Genomic DNA, 22,576 nt, shown 5'->3' on the forward strand with positions numbered 1-22,576 from the left:
ACCGAATGGATGAAACGTTTTAGCCGCTATAGACTGCCGGGGCGATCTGGTCGTGCCGTCCCACGCCACCCGTGACCGGCCTTCCGGGGACCACCGCGACCGCGCTGCCCGACGCCGGGCGCGGGCCGCGACCACCGCACCAGGCATCGAGGGAGTCATGGCAACGGCGAACATCAAGGAGGTCGCCCGGCACGCCGGCGTCTCCCTCGGCACCGTGAGCAACGTGCTCAACCGGCCCGACATGGTCGCCCCCGCCACCCGCCAACGGGTGCTCGACGCCATCACCACCCTCGGCTACGTCCGCAACGACTCCGCGCGTCAACTGCGTGCCGGGCACAGCCGCACCGTCGCCATCGTCGTCCTGGACGTGGCCAACCCGTTCTTCACCGACGTCGTCCGGGGTGCCGAACAGGTGATCGAGGAAGCCGGCGCCATGCTCGTCGTCTGCAACAGCGGCGAGGACAGCGCCCGGGAGCGCCGCCACCTGGAGTTGCTGGAGGAGCAGCGGGTCCGCGGCGTCCTCATCACCCCGGTCGGCCACGGCCCCCAACCCAACCTGGACAAGCTCATCGAGCGGGGCATCCCCGTGGTGCTGGTGGACCGGGGCACGGGCCGGGCGAACCGTTGCTCGGTGGCGGTCGACGACGTCCTCGGAGGCCGACTCGCCATGGACCACCTGCTGGACCAGGGCCATCAGCGCATCGCCTACCTCGGTGGCCCGCTCTCCATCGCCCAGGTCGCCGACCGGCACGCCGGGGCCGCCGCAGCGCTGGAGGAACGTGGCAGCACAGCCGAACTCCGGGTGGCGGTGACCACCAGCCTGACCGTCGCCGCCGGCCGACGCGCCGCCGAAGAGCTGCTGGCGTTGCCGGTCCGGCAGCGCCCCACCGCCGTGTTCTGCGCCAACGACCTGATCGCCCTCGGCGTACTCCAGGAACTGACCGCGCGTGGGTTGCGGGTGCCGGCCGACGTGGCCATCGTCGGCTACGACGACATCGAGTTCGCCGACGCGGCGGCGGTGCCGCTGTCGTCGGTGCGCCAACCCCGCGACCAGCTCGGCCGCACCGCAGCGGAACTGCTGCTGGAAGAGGCCGAGTCCGGCGACACCCACCGGCACCGGCACGTGGTGTTCCAGCCCGAGCTGGTCGTCCGCCGCTCCAGCGACCAGCCCCGACGCGCCCGGCGCTGACCGGCCTCGGCGACGACCGAGAAGACGGGCGGATGCCCGCCCGCCTCCCCTCTGCAACACCCGGTTGGTCAGGCCGCCGGGACGGGCATCGACCAGACGTCGGCGATCGACGGGTCATAGCCGGTGCCGGTGTCCTGGTACCGCACCCGCACCACGCCGTCCCGGGTCGCGTCCGGCAGGTTGACGACGAACTGGTAGCTGACCGCGCCGGGCCCGCCCGCCGTGCGCTGCCACGAGCGGGTGTGCGCCACCACCCCGTCCACGACCACCTGGTAGTCCTTGAGCTGTGGCCCGTCGTACGTCTCCACCGAGCGCAGCACGAACGGTTCACCGGGCCGGACCGCGAGATCGAACTCGAACCAACCGCCGGGGCGGGTCACGTCGGTGTACCGGCGGGTCAGCCCGGCCTCGGTGCTGGTGGCCGAGTAGGTGGAGGCGGTGAGGCGGTGCGCCTGCTCGGACGCCGCAACGCCGAGGTCGACGTGGTCGTACGCGCCCGTCGGTGGGACGACCGCGAAGGAGTAGGAACCGGACCCGATCTCGTACACGGCGACCGCGCCGTCCATCCGGACGAACCGCACCCCGTCAGCCTGCTCCGCCGGCCGGCCGCCCTCGGTGACCGCCTCGCGTCCGGGCGCCGGGAAGCGCACCGTCGCCGTGGTGTTCGCCGGCAGGGTGAGGCGCAGCCGCATGTCGCCGCGCGCGTCGATGTCCCAGTCGCTGCCGATCGTCCCGTACGCCGAGCGATACGACGCCTTGGCCGAGGTGAGGTTGCCACCCGGCTGGGGGGCGAACGTGACGTGCGCGTACCCGGGGTTGGCGGCGTCGGGCTGGATGCCGGCAACCGTCCGATACATCCAGTCGCCCACCGCGCCGTACGCGTAGTGGTTGAAGGAGTTCATCCCCACGTCGCCGAAGCTGCCGTCGGGTTTGATCGAGTCCCAGCGCTCCCAGATCGTGGTCGCGCCCTTGGCGATCTCGTAACCCCAGGACGGGTAGGTGTCGTTGAGCAGCAGCCGGTAGGCGACATCCAGGTGCCCGGTGGCGGTCAGCGCCGGCAGCAGGTCCGGGGTGCCGAGGAAGCCGGTGGAGAGGTGCCAGTCGTGCCGTTGCACGTTGGCGACCAGCCGGTCGGCGGCCCTGGCCCGCAGCGGGTCGGTCAGCAGGCCCATGCCGATGGCCAGCACGTACCCGGTCTGGCTGTCGCCCTGCACGGTGCCGTCGGCCGCGACGTAGCTGTTGACGAACGCCTGGGTGATGGTCCTGGACAGCGCCGCGTAGCGGGTCGCATCGGCGTTGCGCCCGATGGCGGCCGCCAACTCCCCCAGCAGCCGGATGCTGTACGCGTAGTAGGCGGTGCCGACCACGCCGGCCGGCGTCACATCGTCGAGGTTGAGCCAGTCGAGGTACGGGCCGGCGTTGGTCCGCAGGTTGCCCGAGCTGGTGCTCTCCAACCAGGACGCGTACCGCACCATCGAGGCGTAGTGCTCCTCGACGACCCGGGTGTCGCCGTAGCGCTGCCAGAGCGCGTACGGCACGGTGATCCCGGCGTCGGCCCAGCCGGTCGCGCCATCCCCGCAGCAGGCGCGCGGTGCGACGTCGGGGTACGCGCCGTTGGCCGACTGCGCGTCACGCAGGTCCTGCAACCACTTGCTGAGGAACGTCAGGCTGTCCATGTTGAACGTCGCGGTGTTGGCGAAGACGTTGATGTCGCCGGTCCAGCCGAGCCGTTCGTCGCGGGCCGGGGTGTCGGTCGGAATGGACAGGAAGTTGCCGCGCTGCCCCCAGGTGATGTTGCTGTGCAGCTTGTTCACCATGGCGTTGGAGGTCTGGAACTCGCTGGTCAGCTCCCCGTCGGTGTGCATGACCAGGCCGGTGACCGAGGACAGGTCGGGGGTGCCCGGGTAGCCGGTCAGCTCGACGTAACGGAAGCCGTGGAAGGTGAACGTCGGCTCGTAGACCTCGGCGCCGCCGCCCCGCAGCGTGTACAGGTCGGTGGCCCGGGCCGAACGCAGGTTGGCGGTGTACGCGGTGCCGTTCGGGTTGAGCACCTCGGCGTGCCGGATACGGACCGTCGAACCGGCCGGGCCGTTGACCTTCAGCCGCACCTTGCCCACCATGTTCTGACCGAGGTCGAAGATCCAGGTGCCGGGAGTGGGCTGGGTCAGCGCCCGGGCCGGCAGTTCCTGCGTGACCCGCACCGGCGGGTCGACCTGGGCGACGATCTTGTCGGTGGCGTCGACGTCGTCGACGGTGGCGGGCTTCCAGCCGGCGTCGTTGAACCCCGGCTGGTTCCAGCCGGCCGGCAACCGCCGCGCGTCGTAGGTCTCGCCGTGGATCAGATCGCTCTGCAGGAACGGCCCGGCCGTGGCACGCCACGACCCGTCGGTGCCGATGGTCGCGCTACGCCCGTCGGTGTAGTCGATCAGCAGTTGGGCGCTCAGATGCGGCCGGGAGCCGTAGTTGTCGGTGCCGAACCAGGCGATGCTGCCCGCGTACCAGCCGTCGCCGAGCAGGGCGCCGAGGGCGTTGTCGCCCGCACGGAGCTGGCTGGTCACGTCGTATGTCTGGTACTGCACCCGCTTGTGGTAGTCGGTCCAGCCGGGCGCCAGCTCGTGGTCGCCGACCCGCTGGCCGTTGAGGGAGAGCTGGTAGACGCCGAGCGCGGTGGCGTAGATCCGAGCTCGGGCGACCGTGCCGTCGACCCGGAAGGCCCGGCGCAGCAACGGGTTCGCGTCCAGCGCGATGAGCATGGCCTCGGTGTCGCCGCCGACCCGCAGGCCGGCCGAGGTGACCGTGCCCGCCCCGAACGGGTTCACCCCGTCGGTGAGCGGGGCCGCGAAGAGCGTCTGACCACCGCTGGTCACCGAGAAGTTGGAGAAGACGCCGGACTCCAACCCGTTCGTCCGCAGCCCGACCGAGCCGGCCTGGTGCGCGGTGCTGGTGGTGACGTCGACCTGGGTGCCGTCGACCCAGGTGGTGATGGTGTTCCCGGCCACGGTGATGCGCAGGGTGTGCGGCGTGGTCAGCTTGTCGGCCGGTACGACACCGCTGAGCGACACTTCCTTGAGCACCGTCCAGGCGCCGTTGACCCGGGCGTGCGGGCGCAGTTTCGCGCTGCCGTTGGTGATGGAGAACTGCCACATGTACGCGTTCGCCGCGCCCCGGGCACGTAGGTAGATTCCGGCCGCGTCGCGTTCCAGCCGTACCGTCGTCTGCACGGTGTAGTCGGTCCAGGCCTCGGTCGGCGACGGCATGCCGATCCAGTCGGCCTGCCAGCCCGCACCACCGCGTACGCCGGTCTCCCAGGACGCGGGCGCGCTCCAGCCGGACGCGTTGCCGGCGGTGTCCCAGACCTGGACCTGCCAGGCGTACCGGGTGCGGGGTCGCAGTTGCGGGCCGGCGTACGGGACGAGGGTGCTCTGCCGTGACCGGACCCGGCCGCTGTCCCAGACGTCGGGGGCGCCGAGGCGATCCGCGCTGGTGGCGACGCGCACCTGGTAGGACTCCTGGAGCACGCCCCGGGCGGTGGCGTCGATCCGCCAGCCGAGGCGGGGTTGTGGCACGTCCAACCCGATCGGTGCGGTGGCCCGTTCAGCGGTCAGGTCGGTCGCCGTCAGCGCTGCGGCGGCCGGCGCGGCGGTGGCCGAGCCCGGCACCACCATCGGCGTCAGGCCGAGCAGCAGCACGAGAAGCGCGGAAAATGCGGCGTGGCGCCGCGACGTGCGCATCATTCCTGGTCCTCTTCCTTCTCTGCGTGGTTCGGCAGCAGGAGTACGTCGGGTCGCGTCGGCCTCCGCCCAATGAATCGTTTCAGGTAGGCTACGCGCTCGTTTTGGTCAAGTGAAGACGTTCACGTCGATGAATCTGTTCTGCCTCGACGGGTGATGATCGACGGCCGACACCAGCGGTGGAAACTGTTATCCCGGTGCGGCCGACCAGTCTCCTGAGGGGAGGCATGTAGCGGATCTTCCGCCACCCCCCACGACAGGTAGCGGTACGACCACAAGAAGGAGTCGAGACGATGCGCGGAACCGGTCCGGATGGAGCCGACACCGCAGTGGTGACCGGTGGCGCCCACGCGCGACGCCGGCGCGGGCTGCGCGGTCGCCTCCCGAGTGGCGCGACGCGTCTGCTGTGGCCGCTCGCCGTGGCCGCCCTGGTCGCCGTACTGGTGACCGGTGTGATCGTCGTGGTGCAACCGACCGGGCCGACGCCCGCCCCCGCGGCGACGCAGGCGGTCGACGCCCTGACGCCCACGGGTCCGGAGCCCAGCCCACCCACCGCGACCACGCCCGCCGCCACGACGAGCCCGGCGGGGGTGACCCCGACGGCAACGCCGACGGCGAAGCCGACGACCGGGCGTTCGGTCGCCCCGGCAGTGCCCGCGGTGACCTCGAAGCGCAAGGGTGTCGGGGTGTGGACCTTCGACGGCGTCAGCCAGGCACTGGCCAACTCCGGAGCGAGTTGGTACTACACCTGGGACGTGGCCCACCAGGGCGTCACCAGCCCGAAGGACGCCGAGTTCGTTCCGATGATCTGGGGGGCGAAGAGCGTCACCGCCACCAACCTGCAACAGGCCAGGAAGAACGGCCGCTACCTGCTCGGGTTCAACGAGCCGGACATGAATGGTCAGGCGGAGATGACCGTGGAGCAGGCGTTGGAGCTGTGGCCGCAACTGGAAGCCACGGGCCTTCCGCTGGGCAGCCCGGCGGTGGCGTGGGGCGGTGACCGGCCGGGCGAGTGGCTCGACCGCTTCATGGCCGGCGCGAAGCAGCGCGGTTACCGCGTCGACTTCATCGCCCTGCACTGGTACGGCGGCGACTTCACCACCGCCAACGCCGTCAACCAGCTCAAGTCGTATCTCCAGGCCGTGCACGACCGATACAAGCTGCCGATCTGGCTCACCGAGTTCGCCCTGATCGACTTCTCCAACGGCGTTCGCTTCCCGACCCAGGCACAGCAGGCCGCGTTCCTCACCGCGGCCACCCGGATGCTGGGCGGCCTGTCCTGGCTACAGCGGTACGCGTGGTTCGGCCTGCCCGCCACGGACAAGGACCAGACGGGGCTCTTCCGCACCGGCAGCACGGCGACCGCCGTCGGTCGCGCCTACCAGGCCGCACGCTGACCTGGACTACGTCTGGTCCACGTGGTTCCGCCAGGAGTGGCGCGGCTGGTAACCCAGCACCCGTCGCGCCTTGTCGATGCTGAGCAGCGTTTCGTGCTCACCAAGCTCCTTGCGGACCTCGACGCCCGGGTGGACCTCGGCCATGAGACTGGCGCTGGACCTGCTCATGACGGTGTCGGCGTTGGCGATGATGAAGACGTCGGCACCGGGCTGGTCGTGGGCGAGCGCACGCTCGACCGCCTGCGCCCCGTCGCGGGCGTCGATGTAGCCCCACAGGTTCCACCGGCGCAGCTGCGGGTCGGCGTCGAACGAGGGGAATGGTGCGTAGTCCTCGACGTCCATCACGTTGGAGAAGCGCAGACCCACCATGACCAGCTCCGGGTCCCAGCGGCAGAAGTGCCGCGCCATCTCCTCCTCCAGCGCCTTGTTCAGCGAGTACGTCGACTCCGGCCGCGGCGCGTACTCCTCGTCGACCGGCGCGTACGGCGGCGGGGTGTCGAACGGCAGCCCGAGCACCGTCTCGCTCGACGCCCACACCACTCGCTTGATCCCGGCCGCCCTGGCCGCGGCGAACACGTTGTACGTGGCGGCGGAGTTGTTCGCGAACGTGGTGGCGTTCGACATCAGCCCGGGGGCGGGGACCGCCGCCAGGTGCACGATCGCGTCGACCCCGTCGGCGTGCTCGTCGGCGCCCCCGGTGAACGCCTCCACCACCTGCCCGTAGTCGGTGAGGTCGACGAGGAGGAACTCGCCTGCCATGTCGCGGGGGTCGCGTCCGCCGGCGCGGTCCACCGCCAGCACGTCGACGCCCACGGCGCGCAGGTGGGCGACCACGGCGCGGCCGAGCTTGCCGGTGGCACCGGTGACGACAACACGCCTGGGCAGTGCGGAGTTGGTCATGACCACATCCTCTCCGGCAAGGCGCGATGCCGCTCACGCGGGTGCAGCTCTCTTACGCCATGCGCCGCCACGCTTTCTGCTAGCAGCAACCGGCCCTGTTCGACACCTACCCGACCGCGCGGCAACTGGATCAGGTTCCTCCGGAGCGGTACCGCTTCTGGTTCCTCGTAGCCCGGTACGCCTCGACAGCCTTGCGGGAACTTCGCCAGATGCCGTCCGACCCCTGCACTGCGTCGAGACGCCCGCGCTGGGCAGCCTGTCGCAACGCCGGAAGGCTGAACTCCGTTGTCACGAGGGCCGCGAGCGGCACGAGGCGGGCAGGGCCCGCGACGTTCGGCACAATGAAGCGATTTAGGTTGTCATACATTGCACGCGCGATGAGCTCTCCCAGCGCACCATAGTCTCCGACGTCCGCCCTCTGCATCGCGGCAAGATAGGCGTCACGCTGGCGCTTGAAGATGATCACGGGTGGGTAGCCGAGGCGTACGAGGATCAGGTTGAGCAGTAGCCGCCCCGCTCGCCCGTTTCCGTCAATGAAGGGGTGCACCCGCTCGAAGTCGTCGTGCAGCCGGGCGAGTTCCTCCGGCAACGGCCGATCCAGCGAGCCGCCGGCCGCAAGACGCTCCCCGGTCTCGCAGGCTTCCTCGACCCACTGGTCGACCTGGGCCGGCACCAGGGGCCATGCTGGCGGGGCCATCCCTGCGGAGAACGGGCGGATGTCATGCCGCCGGAAGTTTCCGGGCCCCTCGCTGCCGGTGGCCTCGGCGGGAGGTTCAACGTCCCAGACGGGAGTCATAGCGGTGCGATGGACCTGGCGGACCTCTGTGACGCTGACCAGACGGCCATCGTGCCATCCGTCGGGTTCCAGGGCCTGGCTGTAGACCCACCGGGCGGCGTCGGCATAGCCGCGGACCTCGTTGTATTCCCTCAGCGGCTTTGACCCGACGGCCCGGCCCCGTTCCAGTAGCGCCTGCACCTCGCGCAGCACTAGCGTGTTGCCCTCCAGCGCAGTGGAGTGGTGGGCCTCCTGGTGCCAGATGTCTTCCCAGATCGTCTGCGCCTCCTTTGGGTTAGGAAGGCCACCGAGACGCTGGTTCAGTTCCCCCAACGCGTGATCGAGCCGCAGGTAGACGGTGGCGCGGCTTGGACGACCCCTTCCGACCACACACACCTCTTCTCAAGCTATCTGCCGATCGGATATCGATGAACAAAACTTGTCACAGGATTCCGCTGGTCAATTGAACTTATCAAGTTCTGCGCATCGTTGAGGGAAGGCGCGCAGCAGGAGTAGCCACGCTGGTAACCGACCGAGCTACTACCTCCGCCACGATTCAGAACACAGGGCGACGGAGGAGCCGGGTGCGTAACGTGCAGGGGTAACCGCTGACGCGACGAGGAGACTTCATGTCCAAGCCACCGCTTCCCGAGGCCGCGGTCGCCATGCTCCAGAAGCCGAACCCCGCCGTGATGACCACGCTTCGCAACGGTGGTCAGCCGGTGTCCGCCGCCACCTGGTACCTGTGGGAGGACGGCCGGATCCTGGTGAACATGGACGAGAGTCGCCGCCGGCTGGAGCACGTCCGCAACGACCCCCGGGTGTCCCTCACCGTGCTCGACGAGGCCGGCTGGTACACCCACGTCAGCATCATCGGGCACGTCGCCGAGTTGCGCGCCGACGAGGGCCTCGCGGACATCGACCGGCTGTCTGAGCACTACACCGGTAACGCGTACCCACGGCGGGAGCGCGCTCGGGTCAGCGCCCTGATCGAGATCGACCGCTGGCACGGCTGGGGCTCGCTCAAGGACAACAGCCAGATCGGCTGAGAGGCTGGCCCGGTCAGCTGGGGGGTTGACCGGGCCAGCACCGGCGTCGGTCAGGGCGTCAGGGTGGCGGCGGATCGGGTGCCGACGCGGGTCACCAGGTAGCCGAAGGCCGCTGCGGTGAAGAACATGACGATGCTGTAGACGGCCCCCGGGATCGCCATCTGGGTGCTGTTGAGCAGCGCCGGGCTGAGCGCGATCGTGATGGCCAGGGTGCTGTTGTGGATGCCGATCTCGAACCCGGCGGCCGTCGCGGCGCTCCGGTCGACCCCGGCGAGTCGGGGCACCCCGTACCCGATGGCGAGACTCAGCAGGTTGAACGCGAGCACGGCCAGGCCGACCGAGACGAAGTAGTCGGCGATGTTCTCCCGTTCGCCGAGTACGGCGCCGGCGATCACCGCGACGAGCACGATGACGGACAGGATCCGGACCGGGCGGTTCAGGCGCTCGGCGACCTGCGGCAGCCGGGCCCGGATCAGCATGCCGATCGCGACCGGGACGAGCACGATGGCGAAGACCTGCAGCACCTTGTCGAACTGCAGGCCGAGGCTCCTCCCGTCCGGCAGGAAGTACGCGGCCGACAGGTTGACCAGGATCGGCAGGGTGAACACGGCGAGCACCGAGTTGATGGCGGTCAGGGTGATGTTCAGGGCCACGTGCCCGCCGAACAGGTGGCTGAAGAGGTTGGCCGTCGTGCCGCCGGGCGAGGCGGCCAGCAGCATCATGCCGACGGCCAGTTCCGGTGCCAGGTCGAAGGCGAGGACGAGGCCGAAGCAGAGCGCCGGCAGCACCAGCACCTGGCACACCAGCGCGATGACGGCGGCTCTCGGGTGCTGGGCCACCCGACGGAAGTCCGCAATGGTCAGCCCGAGACCCAGGCCGAGCATGATGATGCCGAGAGCGATGGGCAGACCGATCAAGGTCAAGGCTGAGTCCATGGCACAACATCGTTACCACCCGGTAACGCGTTCACAATCCCCCGTGTGGCTGGCCGGCTCTTGACCGAGCACCGTGATCGGCTTAACTTCATCAATCAGATAAGTCTCTTAACTAATTCTGCTTGATTCCTCATGGGAGTGTGCCGATGCGACCATTCCGCCACCGCCGTCTCACCGCCGTCGTGGCCCTGGCGACCCTACTGATCACCGCCGCCCCGCCCACGGCCGCGAGTGCGGGCGACAACCAGCAACGCCGCGCCGGTTACCACCGCGTCGGCTACTTCACCCAGTGGGGCATCTACGGCCGGGCCTTCCCGGTCAAGAAGCTCGACACCTCCGGGGCGGCCAGCCGCCTCACCCACGTCAACTACGCCTTCGGCAACGTCAGCGAGGACGGACGCTGCTACGTCGATGGCGGGCCGGGCGAGGGCGACGCCTGGGCCGACTACCAGCGACCCGTCCCTGCGGAGGAGAGCGTCGACGGCGTCGCGGACGCCCCCGGCCAGGCGCTCAACGGCAACTTCGGGCAGCTCGCCAAGCTGAAGGCCAAGCACCCCCAACTGAAGGTGCTGATCTCGCTGGGCGGCTGGACCTGGTCGACGTACTTCTCGAACGCAGCCCGCACCGATGCCTCCCGCAAGGCGTTCGTCACGTCCTGCATCGACCTGTACCTCAAGGGCAACCTGCCGGGCGGCCCGGGCGCCGCCGCCGGTGTCTTCGACGGCATCGACCTCGACTGGGAGTGGCCCAACTGGGAAGGTGAGCCCGGCAACGTCATCCGTCCGGAGGACCGGGAGAACTTCACCAAGCTGCTCGCCGAATTCCGCCGGCAGCTCGACGCGTACGGGCGCACGACCCGCGCGCACCACCCGCTGACCGCCTTCCTGCCGGCCAACCCCGCCACCATGGACGCCGGCTACGAGGGCCGCAAGATCTTCAAGTACCTGGACTTCGCGACCGTGCAGGGGTACGACTTCCACGGCGGCTGGGACGCGGTGACCAACCAGCAGTCGGCGCTACGCGTACCAGCGGGCGCTCCCGACAACCCGGACTTCTCCGCCGAGGTGGCCATCGACGGCTGGATCGCCCGTGGTGCCCCACGCGACAAGCTCGTCCTCGGCATCCCGTACTACGGTCGGGGCTGGACCGGCGTCACCGGAGGCGGCAACGGCCTGTTCAAGCCCGCCGCCGGGCCCGCACCGGCCACCTTCGAGGCCGGTTACGAGGACTACAAGAAGCTCAAGACCCTGGCCGGCAACGGCTACGCCGTGCACCGCGACCTCCGCACCGGGCACGCCTGGTTGTTCGACGGTACGACGCTCTGGACGTACGACGATCCGGCGGTCGTGCTGCAGAAGATGCTCTACATCCGGAAGGCTGGTCTGGGCGGAGCCATGATCTGGTCGCTGGACGGTGACGACGACAACGCCACGCTGACCAAGACGATCGGCCTCGGCCTGACGACCTGGTAGGCGCACCCGGCGTTGACGGTGATCAAGCGATGAGAAGCAGGTCGTGAGACGGAGCGGCTGTTCGTCAACCCGTACTGCCTCGTCGATCATGGAGTTGTGGTGGGCGACAAAGCACCCGTTATGTGGCCAAGTGCAGGCACCACAACTCCATGATCGGCGGGGCGGGGGCGGGGCGGGGGCGGGGCGGGGCGTCTAGGTCTCGGGGGTTACCGCGCGTATGGCGGCCTCGATGAGCGCGGTCACCTGGTCCATGTCCCGGGCCCGGCGTACGTCCAACTCGGCCGACCAGCCGTCTGGACAGGTGAGTCTCACCGTCACATCGTCGCGGCGGTGGGTCAGCCAGCTGGCGATCGCCTGCACCAGCACCATGACGGTGCCAGCGCCGTCGACCGTTACCCGCAGCACGTCCGCGCCGGCCGCCGACACCTCGTCCGGCGGCGTCGCGGTCACCCTCTCGCGCAGCCGGTCCTCGGCGCGCAGCCAGGATGCCAGAGAACGCCGTGCATCGGCGGAGGGAAGATCCGGGTGAGCCGAAAGTGTGATCGTCTCCAGAGACGGCGGCAACGTCTCCTCCTTCCGGTTGCGGACAACGAGTACGGACACGACAACCAATAGTGATCTATCTACCGCGCGGATCCCAGTGCCGCGTTCGTACCATCACGGCTGCGAGTTCTCGCCCGCTGACTGCCAGTGCCTCAGCACCGTGCGTGCGGCGGGCGGGGCCGGCCAGAGCTGGATGCGGAGGCGTTCCATGGTCGCCGAATCTTCGGCCGAGTCGATGTCGGCGGCCTGCGCCGCGGCGAGGTTGGCGCGGGACGCCCGGACCCGCAGCCAACCGGCGGGCACCTCAACCCGGGTGGCGTCCGGCAGGTAGTCCGTGCAGCCCATGACGACGAGCCGGCCCGAGCTGACCTCGATGCTGCCTTCGACCACGTGATCGAACGCCGCGACGTCGTCGACCGGAGGCTGCGCCGACACCTCCACCAGGACGGCCACGTCGACGCTGACCTCCGTGCACACAATCAGCGCGCAGCGGCCCACCACCAGACCATCGCCGAGCGCCTCGTCGGTGATCTCGTCGTCGAGGTCCTCGTCGGCAGCCTCATCGAACACGTGGATCTGCCGATAGTCGGCGAACAGCGTCAGCTCCGGCACGTCACCATCCTGCCAGCCGGCTCCGACGCCGGCATCCCACGCAATCACAGAAGTCGATCAGCTCTTGACCGCCGTATCGACGGTTCATAGGCTCCGGCCACTGCGAGGCTTTCCCCCGAGAAGGGAACCCGAGACATGGCTCCATCGTCGCGTCCGTTCTGGACGGTCCCCCCGAGGCGGCTGGCGAGTGCCGCCACGGTCGCGCTCCTCCTCGGCATGACTCCCCTGCTCAGCGGCACGTCGGCCGCGAGCGCCGCCCGCCCCTCCCCCTGTAGTAACGACCCGACCGCCCGGCTGAGCGCGGTGCCCACCCCGGAGGCTGTGCTCGGCTTCCCGCTCGGCGCGGGGCAGGAGCGGGTCGTCACGAACGCCGAGGTCCGGACCTATCTTGGGGCCGTGGACGGCGCCTCCGACCGCGTCACCACCGGCGTGCTGGCCACCAGTGTGCTCGGCCAGCCACTGCCGTACGCGGTGGTGTCCAACGAGCGCAACGTACGGCCCGCCGCGCTGCGTGAGATCGCCGACGATGTCCGGGACCTGCGCGACCCGCGCCGGACCAGCGCGCGGACAGCCGCCCGGACGGCGAAGGACAGCCCGGCCATCGTCTGGGTCACCGCGAACGTGCACGGCGGCGAGAAGAGCGGCACCGATGCGGCACTCAAGACGCTGTACGAGCTGGCGGCGGGTCTGTCCTGCGAGGTCGCCAAGCGCAACGACAACCTGGTCACCATCATCGTTCCCACCCAGAACCCGGATGGCCGCGACGCGACCCGGCGGCAGAACGAGTTCGGCTTCGACATGAACCGGGACTGGTTCGCCCGCACCCAGCAGGAGACCGACGGCAAGCTGGAACTCCTGCGCCGCTACCCGCCGCAGGTCTTCATCGACGCCCACGAGATGGGTGGCCGCGAGTACTTCTTCCCGCCCAACGCGGACCCGATCCACCACGAGATCGCCGGTGAGGCGGTGGACTGGATCAACCGGATCGGCGAGGCCAACAAGGCCGGCTTCGGCTACAACGGCGCCTGCGACGAGACCGTCACCACCGAGTGCTACTTCAACTACGACACGTACGACATGTTCTTCATGGGTTACGGCGACACGGTGCCGACCACCGGCTTCGGTGCGGCCGGTATGACGTACGAGAAGGGCAGCGCGTCGGCGGTGGCCGACCGGGTTCAGCAGCAGTTCAACACCCAGTGGTCGACGCTCGGCTGGGCCGCCGCGAACAAGCGTGAGGTGCTGAGCGGCTACTTCGACATCTGGACCGACGCGCTGGCCCAGGGCAGGGCGGGCACGCTGGAGCCGAACGAGGTGGTGCAGCCCACCAACGAGGTGCAGTTCCCGGTGCCGGACGTCAAGATCCGCTCGTACTTCCTGCTGCCCGACCGGCAGCTCGCCGACGTCCGCCAACTCGTCGAGCGGCTACGCCGCATGGACGTCGAGGTGTACGAGGTGCAGAAGCCGACCCGGGTGCCCACCGCGCGGGTCTTCGGCGGGCGGACGGCCACCAACCTGACCGTGCCCAAGGGCGCGTACTGGATCCCGATGGACCAACCGCAGAAACACTGGATCCAGGCCATCATGGGCGAGGATCCGTACACCCCGTTCCCCTACTTCTACGACGTGTCGTCCTGGAGCAACCCGCTGCTGATGGGTGTCTCCGCGATCTACACCGGAGACAACGTCCGGCCGAAGGCCGAACTGGTCCGCACGATCTCCGGCGGCCGGACCGCGCCGGCGTGGCCGTGGGGCTCGTACACGTACCCGCTGGACTCGGCGGCGGCGGCGGAGTTCACGTTCACCCTGCTCGGACGCGGCGTCCCCCTCGTCCGTGACCTGAAGACCAGCAGGGTCGCGCTCCCGGCGACCAAGCTGAGCCGTACGGTCGACGAGCTGGCCGAAAGACTCGGGGTGACCCTCACCCCGGGCGGGCGGCCCGCCGGCACCCGCCTCGACCTGCCGAAGGTGGGGCTGTTCCAGGGCACCGGCATTTCCACCACGTCGGGCTCCCACGGCGAGGCCCGGTACGTGCTCGGCAAGCGTTGGGGGCTCGACCTGACGCCGGTCACCACGGCCGACATCAACGACAACACCGAGGCGTTCACCGGACGTACCGTGCTGTTGGTGCCGGACGGCAACAGCGCGACCGGCGGTCTGACCGCCACCGGCCAGGCAAACCTGCGCGACTGGATCGCCCAGGGCCACACCTACGTCGGGTTGCGCAACGAGGGCACCCGACTGGCCCGCGCCGCCGGGCTCACCTCCACCACCGAGAAGACCAAGCCGGCTGACTACACGGTGATCGGCTCGCACCTGCGGGTCGACGTCGACCAGGACAGCCCGGTCGCCCTGGGTCGCCCGACGGAGGACTTCGAGTTCAACAACAGCGACCCGGTCCTCAACCCGAGCACCACCGGGATCAACGTGCTCAGCTACCCGACGGGTGACACGTTCTGGGCCAACGGTTACACCGTCGGCGAGGACACGCTGAAGGGGACGGCCGCCGTGGTCGACGAGCCGACCGGGGCTGGCCGGGCGGTGCTGTTCGCGTTCAATCCGCTCTTCCGGGCGTACAACGAGAATGGTCTGCACCTGGTCGCCAACGCGCTGCTCTACCCGGCGGGTGCGACCGCCGCGCCGGACGCCCGGCGCTCCGCCGGGATCGACCCGGCGCGCGCCAGCGCCGCAGCCGCGCCGGTGACGCCGGAGCTGGGCGGCGGGTGGCGGCCGATCACCATCGAGGTGGCGGCGGCGGACCTGCCGCGCACGACGGCGATCGTCGAACGCTTCACCACCGACGCGGAGACCTCCGCGAAGGGCAGTTCGGTGTACGTCGTGATCCCGAACCCGGAGGGACTCCAGTTCGACGAACACCCGTTCGCGGGAGATCTGGTACGCGCGCTGCACGCCGCCAAGGTGCCACTGCGCTCGATGGTCGGCTGACGGACCCTGCACAGCGAAGCGCCCGTCCCCTCGATTGGGGGCGGGCGCTTCGGCGCGTTCGGGGGGCTATGACTGCTGGGCGACTTCGGTGACGAACGCCCGCCAGGCGACCGGCCCGAAGACCAACGCTGGCCCTTCGGGGTCCTTGGAATCCCGCACACCGACGATGCCGGGCAGATTGTCCGCAACCTCGACGCAGTTGCCGCCGCCGGAGCCGCTGCGGGTGGACTTGCGCCACGTAGCACCGATCAGGTCCATGACGTCGCAACTTCCTTCATCAGTTCGATCGACTGACGGCGGGGTAGCGCCTCGCTGCGAACCATCTCCCACCTCGACATCAGAGTATCCACATCGTCGTCGCGGTCGATGACAACCCCGCCGAGCTGATTCTCCATCTCCCCCACCCACTTGTGGTCGGGCAGGCGCGCCAGGCTGAAGGGCCCGGTCAAGCCGACGTGCATGCTGACGTCGTCCGGCAGCACGTGAACGCTGATGTTCGGCCGCTCGGCGAGGGTGGTCAACTGCTTTATCTGCCCCGCCATGATGTCGCGGAAGTCCGCGCCGGCGCGGCGGAGCACCGCCTCGGCGATGACGGCGATGAACTGCGGCGCGTTCGCCTTCGTGATGATCTCCTGCCGGTCGATCCGGTTGGCCAGCCGCTTCTCGACCTCGTCCTCGCTCAGCGTTTCGTTGCAGCGGATGACGGCGCGGCCGTAGTTCTCCGTCTGGAGCAGGCCCGGAACAAGGTTCGGCTGAAAGGACCTGAGCTGCGTCGCCGTGCGCTCCGCGTCGAGCCACGGCAGGAACCAGGACGGGGCACCGAGCTTTCCCACCATGCGCTCGAACAGCCCGGCATTGTTCAGTGCTCGGTCCGCGCCCTTGATGAAGTCCATCGTCAGCGCTCGCGTCTCGCCCTCCACGGCGCTGACGTGCGATGCGCTGAAGCCGGCGCCCCGACCGAAGGCATCCTGCGTCATTCCGGCGGCCCCTCGGGCGCGGCGTATCTCGGCCACGATGAACGCGGCGAGCGGGTGCGGCAAGTCGGGCATTCGGCACTCCCCAAACCGGAAGATCAATTACTCACGCCGCCACCCGGCGTGGAACGTGTCGCCAGCTCAGCCCGAACCGGCGAACCACCTTCCGAGGGTAGTGGTCTCCACAGCAGAGTGTCACCAGCGGCGCGGCCGGTGGAGGACCCGAGACCCGGCGGACGCGTTCGTACCGGGGCCGCCCCTCTGGGCGAGCACTCACGGGGCGGCCCCTCCCAACGCGAGCCGGGGGAGGACCATGTCCACAGACCAGCCAACGCAGGTGCGGTCCGGTGATCTGCTGCACCTGACCCGTACCGCGAGCCCACAGTTCGCTCGACCCATCACCGTCCGGGTGATCCGCGCCCTCACCGACCGACACACGTACCACGGTTGGTTGTGGATCGACGCCTACCAGCTCGGTTCGAACGGTGACGCCATCGCGCGCCGCGAGCTGTACCTGATGCCGGCCGGCGCACGCTGGCTCACCTCGCTGCCCACCCCATTTGCTCGGCCCGCTGCCCGGCGTCCGATCCGGCAGGGTTCGCTGAGGGTCGGCTGATGGCCCGGCGCACCTCCGAGCATCGGCCGGCCCGCCCGACGTGGCGCTGCGGAACGTGCGGCATCGCCTGGCCCTGCTCCCCCGCGAAACTTCGGCTCCTCGCGGAGTACCGGCTCGACCGCGCGGCCCTGCTCGTCCACCTGGCGACGCTTCAGGCCGAGGCCGCCAGCAACCTGGCCGCGCTGAACCCGACCGCGCCGCCGGCCAAGCTGACCGATCGCTTCACCGGCTGGGCGTCAGCCCGATAACAGACCGCACTCCCGCAACGGCAGCGCGACGTCCCCGCAGATCTTGGACAGTTTCCGTTAACGGATAACGGAAACTGTCCAAGATCTGGCGCGGCGGGACGGCGGCGCGGCGGCGGCACGGGCGGCGCGGCGGCGCGGCGGCGGCACGGGCGGCGGCACGGCGAATAACGGGAACTGTCCAAGATCTGGTGGCGCGGCGGCGGTCCGGCGGCGAAGGCTGTCAGGATGCTGCCCGCCGATGACGCTGACGCACTCGACTGGCTCGCCTTCGAACAGGCGGGCGTGCTGACGACCGCACAGGTCTCCGGGCTGCTCAGCGAAGGCACGGTGCGCGGCCGGATCCACTCCGGGCGCTGGCGGTCGATCTGCCGAGGAATCCTGCTGACCGGCAACGGCCGACTGACCCGCGACCAACAGCTCTGGGTCGCGGTGCTGGCAGCCGGGCCGGGGGCGGTGCTGGCCGGGGTAACCGCCGCCGCAGAAGCCGGGGTACGGGGACTGCGGCGCGAGCCACTGCACGTGCTGGTGCCGGCCGCCCGCCGGGCCGCGCGGACCGCCCTGCGTCGACTTCCGATCGACATGCCCGCGGTGATCGTGCACCGCACGTCGGTGCTGCCCGAATCTCATCGTCAACTCGCTCGCCCGCCGCGCACCACGACGGCCAGAGCACTCGTGGACGCGGCGGGCTGGGCGGTTGGCGTGGACGAGGCGCAGGGGTTGCTGGCCGCCGGTTGCCAGCAGCGCCGGGTGCTGCCCGAGGAGTTGCAGGCGGTGCTCGACGTCCTCCCTCGTGCGCCCCGCCGGCGGCTGATCGGGCAGACCGTCAGCGACATCGCGGGCGGCGCACAGGCGCTCTCCGAGATCGACTTCTTACGGCTGTGCCGCCGGCATCGGCTTCCCGCCCCCGACCTGCAGGAACACCGGGTCGACGCGGCGGGCCGGAACCGCTGGCTGGACGCGTACTGGCGGGAGTGGCGGGTGCAGGTGGAGATCGACGGCGCGCATCACATGGACGCCCGGCAGTGGGCGGCCGACATGCGTCGGCAAAACGACGTCTGGACCAGCGGCGACCGTATTCTGCGCTTCCCGGCCTGGCTGGTTCGGGCCCGCCCCGACGAGGTCGCCGAGACCGTCCGCCGCGCACTCGTCGCAGCCGGCTGGACCCCAACCCCGCCCCTGCGCCACCCCGCACGCCAGTGACCCACAGCTAGGGCTTGCGGCCGACGCCGCTGTAGCCGGTGCGGGCGACCACCGGATCCTCGGTGGCCGGCGGCTCGGCGTGCGGCCACATGTTGACCAGACCGGGCGGTTCGAGGACGAAGTCGCCGAAGAACCGGGAGACGTCCGCGTGACTGCGCGGCACGAACGGGCTGTTCGCGCGCTGGTAGATCGCGGAGATCTGCGCCATCAGGTCGGGGTGCACGTCGGTGCTGGCGTGCGACAGCGCCAGATAGCTGCCGGGGGCAAGAGCGCCACGGTACGCCGTCACGATCTGCTGCGGATCATGGTCGTCGGGCACCAGGTGCAGGACGAACATCATGAGCACCGCGACCGGGCTGCCGAAGTCGATCGCGGCGCTGACCTCCGGGTGGCCGAGGACCTGCTCGGGGTTCCTCAGGTCGGCCTGCACCACCGACACCGTCTTCGTGTCGGCGAGCAGGGCACGCCCGTGGGCGCAGACCACCGGGTCGTTGTCGACGTAGACGACGCGCACGTCCGGGTCGATGCGGTGGGCGATCTCATGCACGTTGTCCTTCGTCGGCAGGCCGGACCCGAGGTCCAGGATCTGCCGGACGCCCCGCTCCCGCACGAGGTGGCGGACCGTCCGGGCGATCAGGTCGCGGCCCTGCCGGGCGGCCTCGGGCATCCACGGCGCCACCTGCAACACCATCTCTGCGGCAGCCCGGTCGGCGGCGAAATTGTCCTTGCCCCCGAGGTAGTAGTCGAACATCCTCGCCGCGTTCGGCTTGTCAGGTTGCAGGCCAACCTCGGGCTCCGACTGCGTCATCAACGACCACCTCTCCCCCGCCGATCCCGCAGCATAACGTCCACGCTGGTCGATCAACTGTCCCTCGCGTCGGCTAGCGGACACCCTCCGGGCCGTATCACGACAGCGGTCACGACACCCTGCGGCGCAGGCTGGCCGGGATCTTCGACTAGTGACCCACCCGGAGGAGGCGCGCGGCCCATGGGCGTACCCCGGGCAGGGTCGGCGGGCCGAGGCATGCTCGCCGGCTGCCTCGCTCTGCTGCTGATGGTCACGGCCGTCGGGTGCAGACGGTCCCGTCCCACCCCGGCCTCGACCGGCGGCACCGCGACGGTCGGTCTCAGCGTCAGCGCCTCCCAGCCGACGTACCGGGTGGGTGAGCAGGTCAACCTGCGGCTCAAGCTGGTCAACAACCGCGACGCCGAATGCCAACTGAGTCGGGTGCCGGACGGGGCGGTGACGGTGATGTCGCTGACCCGCGACGGCGCTGCGGTGGCACCCGCGGTCGGTGGTGCCACGTACTACCGGGACTTCACCGCGTACCTCATCGAGAACCTGGTGCGGGTGCCGCCGCGCGGGTCGGTGGAGCTGACTCTGGGCAGCGACCCGCAGAGCCCGATCGGCGCGGCGCTGACCACCTCCGCGCCGGACGGGCGCGGCGGGGCCACCGTCACCTGGTGGCCCGTCGACCAGCCGGGGGCGTACCGGCTGGTGCTGGGCTACCTGCGGGCGCCGCTGCGGGGTGTGCCGGCGGACGCCTGCGCCGCGACGACCGAGCAGGGCACGGTGACGTTCGAGGTGAAGGGCGGGTGACCGGGTTGCGGAGCCGAATACGGCTGGTTGTCGTGCTGGCGGGCGTCCTGGTGCTGCTCGCCCCACAGGCGGCGTCCGCCGTGGTCAGCGTCAACGCCGACCTGCAAACGGAGTACGCGGGCTGCGTCGGACAGATCCGCGGCTCCGGCAACGGCGCCGTGCTCGACGAGCTGGAACGCTCCGGCAAGCAGATCACAGTGCGGAGACCCATCTTCGGTACGGAGAGCAGCACCACCACCTACGTACCGGGCAGTGACGTGCAGATCAACTGGTGGCCGGAGAACGACGGGCGACCGCTGAAGGAGGAGGGGGCGGGCTTCACCGAGGACCAGTGCGCCACTCTGATCCACGAGATGAACCACGCCCTCGACGAGGCGAACGACACCGATCGGGGCAAGTTCTGCACCCAGGGTGGCCAGTTCGCCAGCGAGGTGGATCCCAGCGAGGTGCACGCGGTGCTGGCGGAGAACGCGTACCGCAAGGCCGTCGGGGTGCCGCTCCGCCCGACGTACAGCGGATTGAAGCTGCCGTCGAACGGCAAGGACTGCGACAAGCCCGCGCCCCGACGGCCCGGCGGTGGTTGTTCGATCTCCGTGATCGGTAAGGGTTACCGCTGCGCGAACAGCAACGGCGACCCGCACCTGCTGACGTACGACGGCCTGCGGTACGACTTCCAGGCGGCCGGGGAGTTCGTGCTCAGCCGCTCGACCAGGGACGACTTCGAGGTCCAAACCCGGCAGACGATGTTTCCGGCCAGTTCGGTGGTGGCCGTCAACTCCGCCGTCGCGGTGCGGGTGGCCGGCGACCGGGTCGGCGTGTACGCGACGCCCGACGGGCCGGTGACCCGGGTGAACGGAGCCCCGCCGGTCTTCGCGCCGGCCGGGATGAAGCTGCCCCGCGGTGGCACCGTCACCACCTGGGGCGACGGCACGGTGACGGTGGACTGGCCGGACGGCGCGCGGCTGGACGCGCACCCGATCGGGGTGTGGGGGCTAAGCGTGAGCGTCAGCGCGCCGACCGGACGGGCCGGGACGCTGGAGGGCCTGCTCGGCGACCACGACGGTGACCCCGGCGACGACCTGACCATCCGTAACGGAGGCCGGGTGGCGCAGCCGCCGACGTTCGAGGCCCTGTACCCCGGTTTCGCCGACAGTTGGCGGGTCGAGGCACGGCGGTCGCTGTTCGACTACGAGCCGGGCCAGGACACCGGCACGTTCACCGACCGACGCTTCCCCGACCGGCTGCTCACCGTCGGGGACCTGCCCGACCGGGCCACCGCGGAACTCGTCTGCCGGCGGGCCGGGATCACCGATCCGCAGATTTTCGCCGACTGTGTGCTCGACGTCGGCCTCACCGGGCAGGTGGCGTTCGCCGAGGACGCCACCCGGGCGCAGCGCGACGCGCCCGCCGCCGGCGACGTCGACCTGGAGGTGACCCGGGCCGGTGCCACCGCCGCCTTGAAGGTGCCCGGTCGGGCCGGTCAGAAGGTCTTCGTGGAGGTGCCCGCCGCCACCGTGCCGGATCGCTGCGGCGTGCTGTTGCTGCTGGACCCGCAGGGCCGTCAGCTGGCGACCGGCTGCGTCATCTCCGGTGTCGGCTTCATCGACGTGACCACGTTGACCGCCACCGGCGACCACCAGGTGGTGCTCGACCCATGGGACTCCGACCTCGGCCGGGCATCGGTGCGGGTCGTCACGGTGACCGACGAGGAGAAGGCACTCACGGTGGAGGGGCCCGCGGTGCGGGCGACGCTCGCCCAGCCGGGAGCGGTCAGCCGCCTGGCGTTCGACGGCCGCGCCGGCCAGAAGGTGTTCCTCCAGGTCACCGACGCGACCCTGCCGGACCGGTGCAACGTGCTGCGCCTGCGCGGCCCGGCCGGCGAGCAGGTGGCAACCGGCTGCGTGATCGGCGGCCAGGGATATGTCGACGGGTTCGTCCTGCCTGCGACCGGCCGGTACGTCCTGGAGGTCGACGGGACCTCCACCGACACCGGCTCGGCGGACGTGCGGCTCCGCGATGCCAGCGACGAGCAACTCGACACCGTCGCGGATGGACGGGCCGCCACACTGTCGGTCAGCCGGCCCGGCGCGGTGAGCCGGCTCCGGTTCAGCGCTGACGCCGGTCGGCGTCTCACCGTCGAGGTGACCGGCGCCAGCCTCCCCGACCGGTGCGCGATCCTGATCGTGAACGGCCCGGACGGCGACCAACTGGGCAGCGGCTGCGTCATCGGCGGGGCGGGGCGCTTCGAGATGGGTCCCCTCCCCAGGGGCGGCACGTACGCTCTCGTGCTCGACCCGTGGGCGGACGAAACCGGGTCGGCGACGGTCACCGTGCGCCAGGTCGGCTGAGGCAACGGCCTCCGGCTGGCCCGTTCGTTCGGGCCAGCCGG

19 protein-coding genes are annotated in these 22,576 nt (G+C 70.2%); 10 read left to right on the plus strand and 9 right to left on the minus strand.

Annotated elements, in window-relative coordinates; all coding sequences use genetic code 11:
- Nucleotides 1-157 precede the first annotated feature (157 nt).
- Entirely contained in the window at nucleotides 158-1,189 is a 1,032-nt protein-coding gene (locus PCA76_RS19845; protein WP_272611951.1) for a LacI family DNA-binding transcriptional regulator, read from the plus strand.
- Nucleotides 1,190-1,257: 68 nt separating this feature from the next.
- Here PCA76_RS19845 and PCA76_RS19850 read toward each other — a convergent pair whose 3' ends face one another.
- Nucleotides 1,258-4,920, minus strand: a complete 3,663-nt coding sequence (locus tag PCA76_RS19850) for a family 78 glycoside hydrolase catalytic domain (protein ID WP_272611952.1) — start codon at nucleotides 4,918-4,920, stop codon at nucleotides 1,258-1,260.
- A gap of 293 nt (nucleotides 4,921-5,213) precedes the next feature.
- Here PCA76_RS19850 and PCA76_RS19855 point away from each other — a divergent pair, with 293 nt between their 5' ends.
- Nucleotides 5,214-6,317 carry a glycoside hydrolase family protein gene (locus PCA76_RS19855; RefSeq protein ID WP_272611953.1) on the plus strand — a complete coding sequence of 368 codons (1,104 nt, stop codon included), beginning with the start codon at nucleotides 5,214-5,216 and terminating at the stop codon, nucleotides 6,315-6,317.
- Between the two features lie 6 nt (nucleotides 6,318-6,323).
- Here the strand turns inward: PCA76_RS19855 and PCA76_RS19860 are convergent, their stop codons facing one another.
- Both PCA76_RS19860 and PCA76_RS19865 read right to left on the minus strand, forming a co-directional pair.
- On the minus strand, nucleotides 6,324-7,217 hold the full coding sequence (locus PCA76_RS19860) for an NAD-dependent epimerase/dehydratase family protein (protein WP_272611954.1): 894 nt from the start codon (nucleotides 7,215-7,217) through the stop codon (nucleotides 6,324-6,326).
- Nucleotides 7,218-7,347: 130 nt separating this feature from the next.
- Nucleotides 7,348-8,388 (minus strand): Fic family protein, encoded by a 1,041-nt coding sequence (locus PCA76_RS19865; protein WP_272611955.1) that lies wholly within the window; start codon nucleotides 8,386-8,388, stop codon nucleotides 7,348-7,350.
- Between the two features lie 233 nt (nucleotides 8,389-8,621).
- Here PCA76_RS19865 and PCA76_RS19870 point away from each other — a divergent pair, with 233 nt between their 5' ends.
- Entirely contained in the window at nucleotides 8,622-9,041 is a 420-nt protein-coding gene (locus PCA76_RS19870) for a PPOX class F420-dependent oxidoreductase (protein WP_272611956.1), read from the plus strand.
- A 50-nt stretch (nucleotides 9,042-9,091) separates the two neighbouring features.
- On the opposite strand, the gene PCA76_RS19875 is transcribed toward PCA76_RS19870, so the two are convergent.
- Nucleotides 9,092-9,976 carry a bile acid:sodium symporter family protein gene (locus PCA76_RS19875; protein ID WP_272611957.1) on the minus strand — a complete coding sequence of 295 codons (885 nt, stop codon included), beginning with the start codon at nucleotides 9,974-9,976 and terminating at the stop codon, nucleotides 9,092-9,094.
- A 146-nt stretch (nucleotides 9,977-10,122) separates the two neighbouring features.
- Here PCA76_RS19875 and PCA76_RS19880 point away from each other — a divergent pair, with 146 nt between their 5' ends.
- On the plus strand, nucleotides 10,123-11,448 hold the full coding sequence (locus PCA76_RS19880; RefSeq protein ID WP_272611958.1) for a glycoside hydrolase family 18 protein: 1,326 nt from the start codon (nucleotides 10,123-10,125) through the stop codon (nucleotides 11,446-11,448).
- 192 nt (nucleotides 11,449-11,640) lie between these two features.
- Here PCA76_RS19880 and PCA76_RS19885 read toward each other — a convergent pair whose 3' ends face one another.
- Both PCA76_RS19885 and PCA76_RS19890 read right to left on the minus strand, forming a co-directional pair.
- The gene (locus tag PCA76_RS19885) at nucleotides 11,641-12,051 is read right to left on the minus strand and encodes an effector-associated constant component EACC1 (protein ID WP_272611959.1); all 411 of its coding nucleotides are present in this window, start codon (nucleotides 12,049-12,051) and stop codon (nucleotides 11,641-11,643) included.
- Nucleotides 12,052-12,105: 54 nt separating this feature from the next.
- Nucleotides 12,106-12,603: a hypothetical protein gene (locus tag PCA76_RS19890; protein ID WP_272611960.1), complete on the minus strand. Its 498-nt coding sequence runs from the start codon at nucleotides 12,601-12,603 to the stop codon at nucleotides 12,106-12,108.
- Nucleotides 12,604-12,738: 135 nt separating this feature from the next.
- Between PCA76_RS19890 and PCA76_RS19895 the strand changes: the two genes are divergently transcribed.
- Nucleotides 12,739-15,549, plus strand: coding sequence for a M14 family zinc carboxypeptidase (locus PCA76_RS19895; protein ID WP_272611961.1), 2,811 nt, complete (start codon nucleotides 12,739-12,741; stop codon nucleotides 15,547-15,549).
- Between the two features lie 66 nt (nucleotides 15,550-15,615).
- Here PCA76_RS19895 and PCA76_RS19900 read toward each other — a convergent pair whose 3' ends face one another.
- Both PCA76_RS19900 and PCA76_RS19905 read right to left on the minus strand, forming a co-directional pair.
- A complete protein-coding gene (locus PCA76_RS19900; RefSeq protein ID WP_272611962.1) occupies nucleotides 15,616-15,807 on the minus strand; it encodes a DUF397 domain-containing protein in 192 nt (63 codons plus the stop codon).
- The gene (locus tag PCA76_RS19905; protein ID WP_272611963.1) at nucleotides 15,798-16,598 is read right to left on the minus strand and encodes a helix-turn-helix domain-containing protein; all 801 of its coding nucleotides are present in this window, start codon (nucleotides 16,596-16,598) and stop codon (nucleotides 15,798-15,800) included. Before PCA76_RS19905 ends, PCA76_RS19900 begins: the two co-directional genes overlap by 10 nt.
- A gap of 238 nt (nucleotides 16,599-16,836) precedes the next feature.
- Here PCA76_RS19905 and PCA76_RS19910 point away from each other — a divergent pair, with 238 nt between their 5' ends.
- From PCA76_RS19910 to PCA76_RS19920, 3 genes are all read left to right on the plus strand, one after another.
- A complete protein-coding gene (locus PCA76_RS19910; RefSeq protein WP_272611964.1) occupies nucleotides 16,837-17,139 on the plus strand; it encodes a hypothetical protein in 303 nt (100 codons plus the stop codon).
- Complete coding sequence (locus tag PCA76_RS19915) at nucleotides 17,139-17,387, plus strand: flavin reductase (protein ID WP_272611966.1); 249 nt, start codon at nucleotides 17,139-17,141, stop codon at nucleotides 17,385-17,387. Before PCA76_RS19910 ends, PCA76_RS19915 begins: the two co-directional genes overlap by 1 nt.
- A 225-nt stretch (nucleotides 17,388-17,612) precedes the next feature.
- On the plus strand, nucleotides 17,613-18,587 hold the full coding sequence (locus PCA76_RS19920; RefSeq protein WP_272611967.1) for an endonuclease domain-containing protein: 975 nt from the start codon (nucleotides 17,613-17,615) through the stop codon (nucleotides 18,585-18,587).
- Nucleotides 18,588-18,594: 7 nt separating this feature from the next.
- Here the strand turns inward: PCA76_RS19920 and PCA76_RS19925 are convergent, their stop codons facing one another.
- Nucleotides 18,595-19,395: an SAM-dependent methyltransferase gene (locus tag PCA76_RS19925; RefSeq protein ID WP_272611968.1), complete on the minus strand. Its 801-nt coding sequence runs from the start codon at nucleotides 19,393-19,395 to the stop codon at nucleotides 18,595-18,597.
- Between the two features lie 180 nt (nucleotides 19,396-19,575).
- On the opposite strand from PCA76_RS19925, the gene PCA76_RS19930 reads away from it, so the two are divergent.
- Entirely contained in the window at nucleotides 19,576-20,187 is a 612-nt protein-coding gene (locus tag PCA76_RS19930; protein WP_272611969.1) for a hypothetical protein, read from the plus strand.
- Nucleotides 20,184-22,535, plus strand: coding sequence for a VWD domain-containing protein (locus PCA76_RS19935; RefSeq protein WP_272611970.1), 2,352 nt, complete (start codon nucleotides 20,184-20,186; stop codon nucleotides 22,533-22,535). Before PCA76_RS19930 ends, PCA76_RS19935 begins: the two co-directional genes overlap by 4 nt.
- Nucleotides 22,536-22,576 lie beyond the last annotated feature (41 nt).

Source organism: Micromonospora sp. LH3U1 (assembly GCF_028475105.1).
Taxonomy (GTDB): Bacteria; Actinomycetota; Actinomycetes; order Mycobacteriales; family Micromonosporaceae; genus Micromonospora.

Excerpts from the sequence above, each read along its gene's own strand:
- PCA76_RS19845 (WP_272611951.1), top strand. The coding sequence starts at position 158 with ATGGCAACGGCGAACATCAAGGAGGTCGCCCGGCACGCCGGCGTCTCC.
- PCA76_RS19850 (WP_272611952.1), bottom strand. The coding sequence starts at position 4,920 with ATGCGCACGTCGCGGCGCCACGCCGCATTTTCCGCGCTTCTCGTGCTG.
- PCA76_RS19855 (WP_272611953.1), top strand. The coding sequence starts at position 5,214 with ATGCGCGGAACCGGTCCGGATGGAGCCGACACCGCAGTGGTGACCGGT.
- PCA76_RS19860 (WP_272611954.1), bottom strand. The coding sequence starts at position 7,217 with ATGACCAACTCCGCACTGCCCAGGCGTGTTGTCGTCACCGGTGCCACC.
- PCA76_RS19870 (WP_272611956.1), top strand. The coding sequence starts at position 8,622 with ATGTCCAAGCCACCGCTTCCCGAGGCCGCGGTCGCCATGCTCCAGAAG.
- PCA76_RS19875 (WP_272611957.1), bottom strand. The coding sequence starts at position 9,976 with ATGGACTCAGCCTTGACCTTGATCGGTCTGCCCATCGCTCTCGGCATC.
- PCA76_RS19880 (WP_272611958.1), top strand. The coding sequence starts at position 10,123 with ATGCGACCATTCCGCCACCGCCGTCTCACCGCCGTCGTGGCCCTGGCG.
- PCA76_RS19895 (WP_272611961.1), top strand. The coding sequence starts at position 12,739 with ATGGCTCCATCGTCGCGTCCGTTCTGGACGGTCCCCCCGAGGCGGCTG.
- PCA76_RS19900 (WP_272611962.1), bottom strand. The coding sequence starts at position 15,807 with ATGGACCTGATCGGTGCTACGTGGCGCAAGTCCACCCGCAGCGGCTCC.
- PCA76_RS19905 (WP_272611963.1), bottom strand. The coding sequence starts at position 16,598 with ATGCCCGACTTGCCGCACCCGCTCGCCGCGTTCATCGTGGCCGAGATA.
- PCA76_RS19910 (WP_272611964.1), top strand. The coding sequence starts at position 16,837 with ATGTCCACAGACCAGCCAACGCAGGTGCGGTCCGGTGATCTGCTGCAC.
- PCA76_RS19915 (WP_272611966.1), top strand. The coding sequence starts at position 17,139 with ATGGCCCGGCGCACCTCCGAGCATCGGCCGGCCCGCCCGACGTGGCGC.
- PCA76_RS19920 (WP_272611967.1), top strand. The coding sequence starts at position 17,613 with ATGCTGCCCGCCGATGACGCTGACGCACTCGACTGGCTCGCCTTCGAA.
- PCA76_RS19925 (WP_272611968.1), bottom strand. The coding sequence starts at position 19,395 with ATGACGCAGTCGGAGCCCGAGGTTGGCCTGCAACCTGACAAGCCGAAC.
- PCA76_RS19930 (WP_272611969.1), top strand. The coding sequence starts at position 19,576 with ATGGGCGTACCCCGGGCAGGGTCGGCGGGCCGAGGCATGCTCGCCGGC.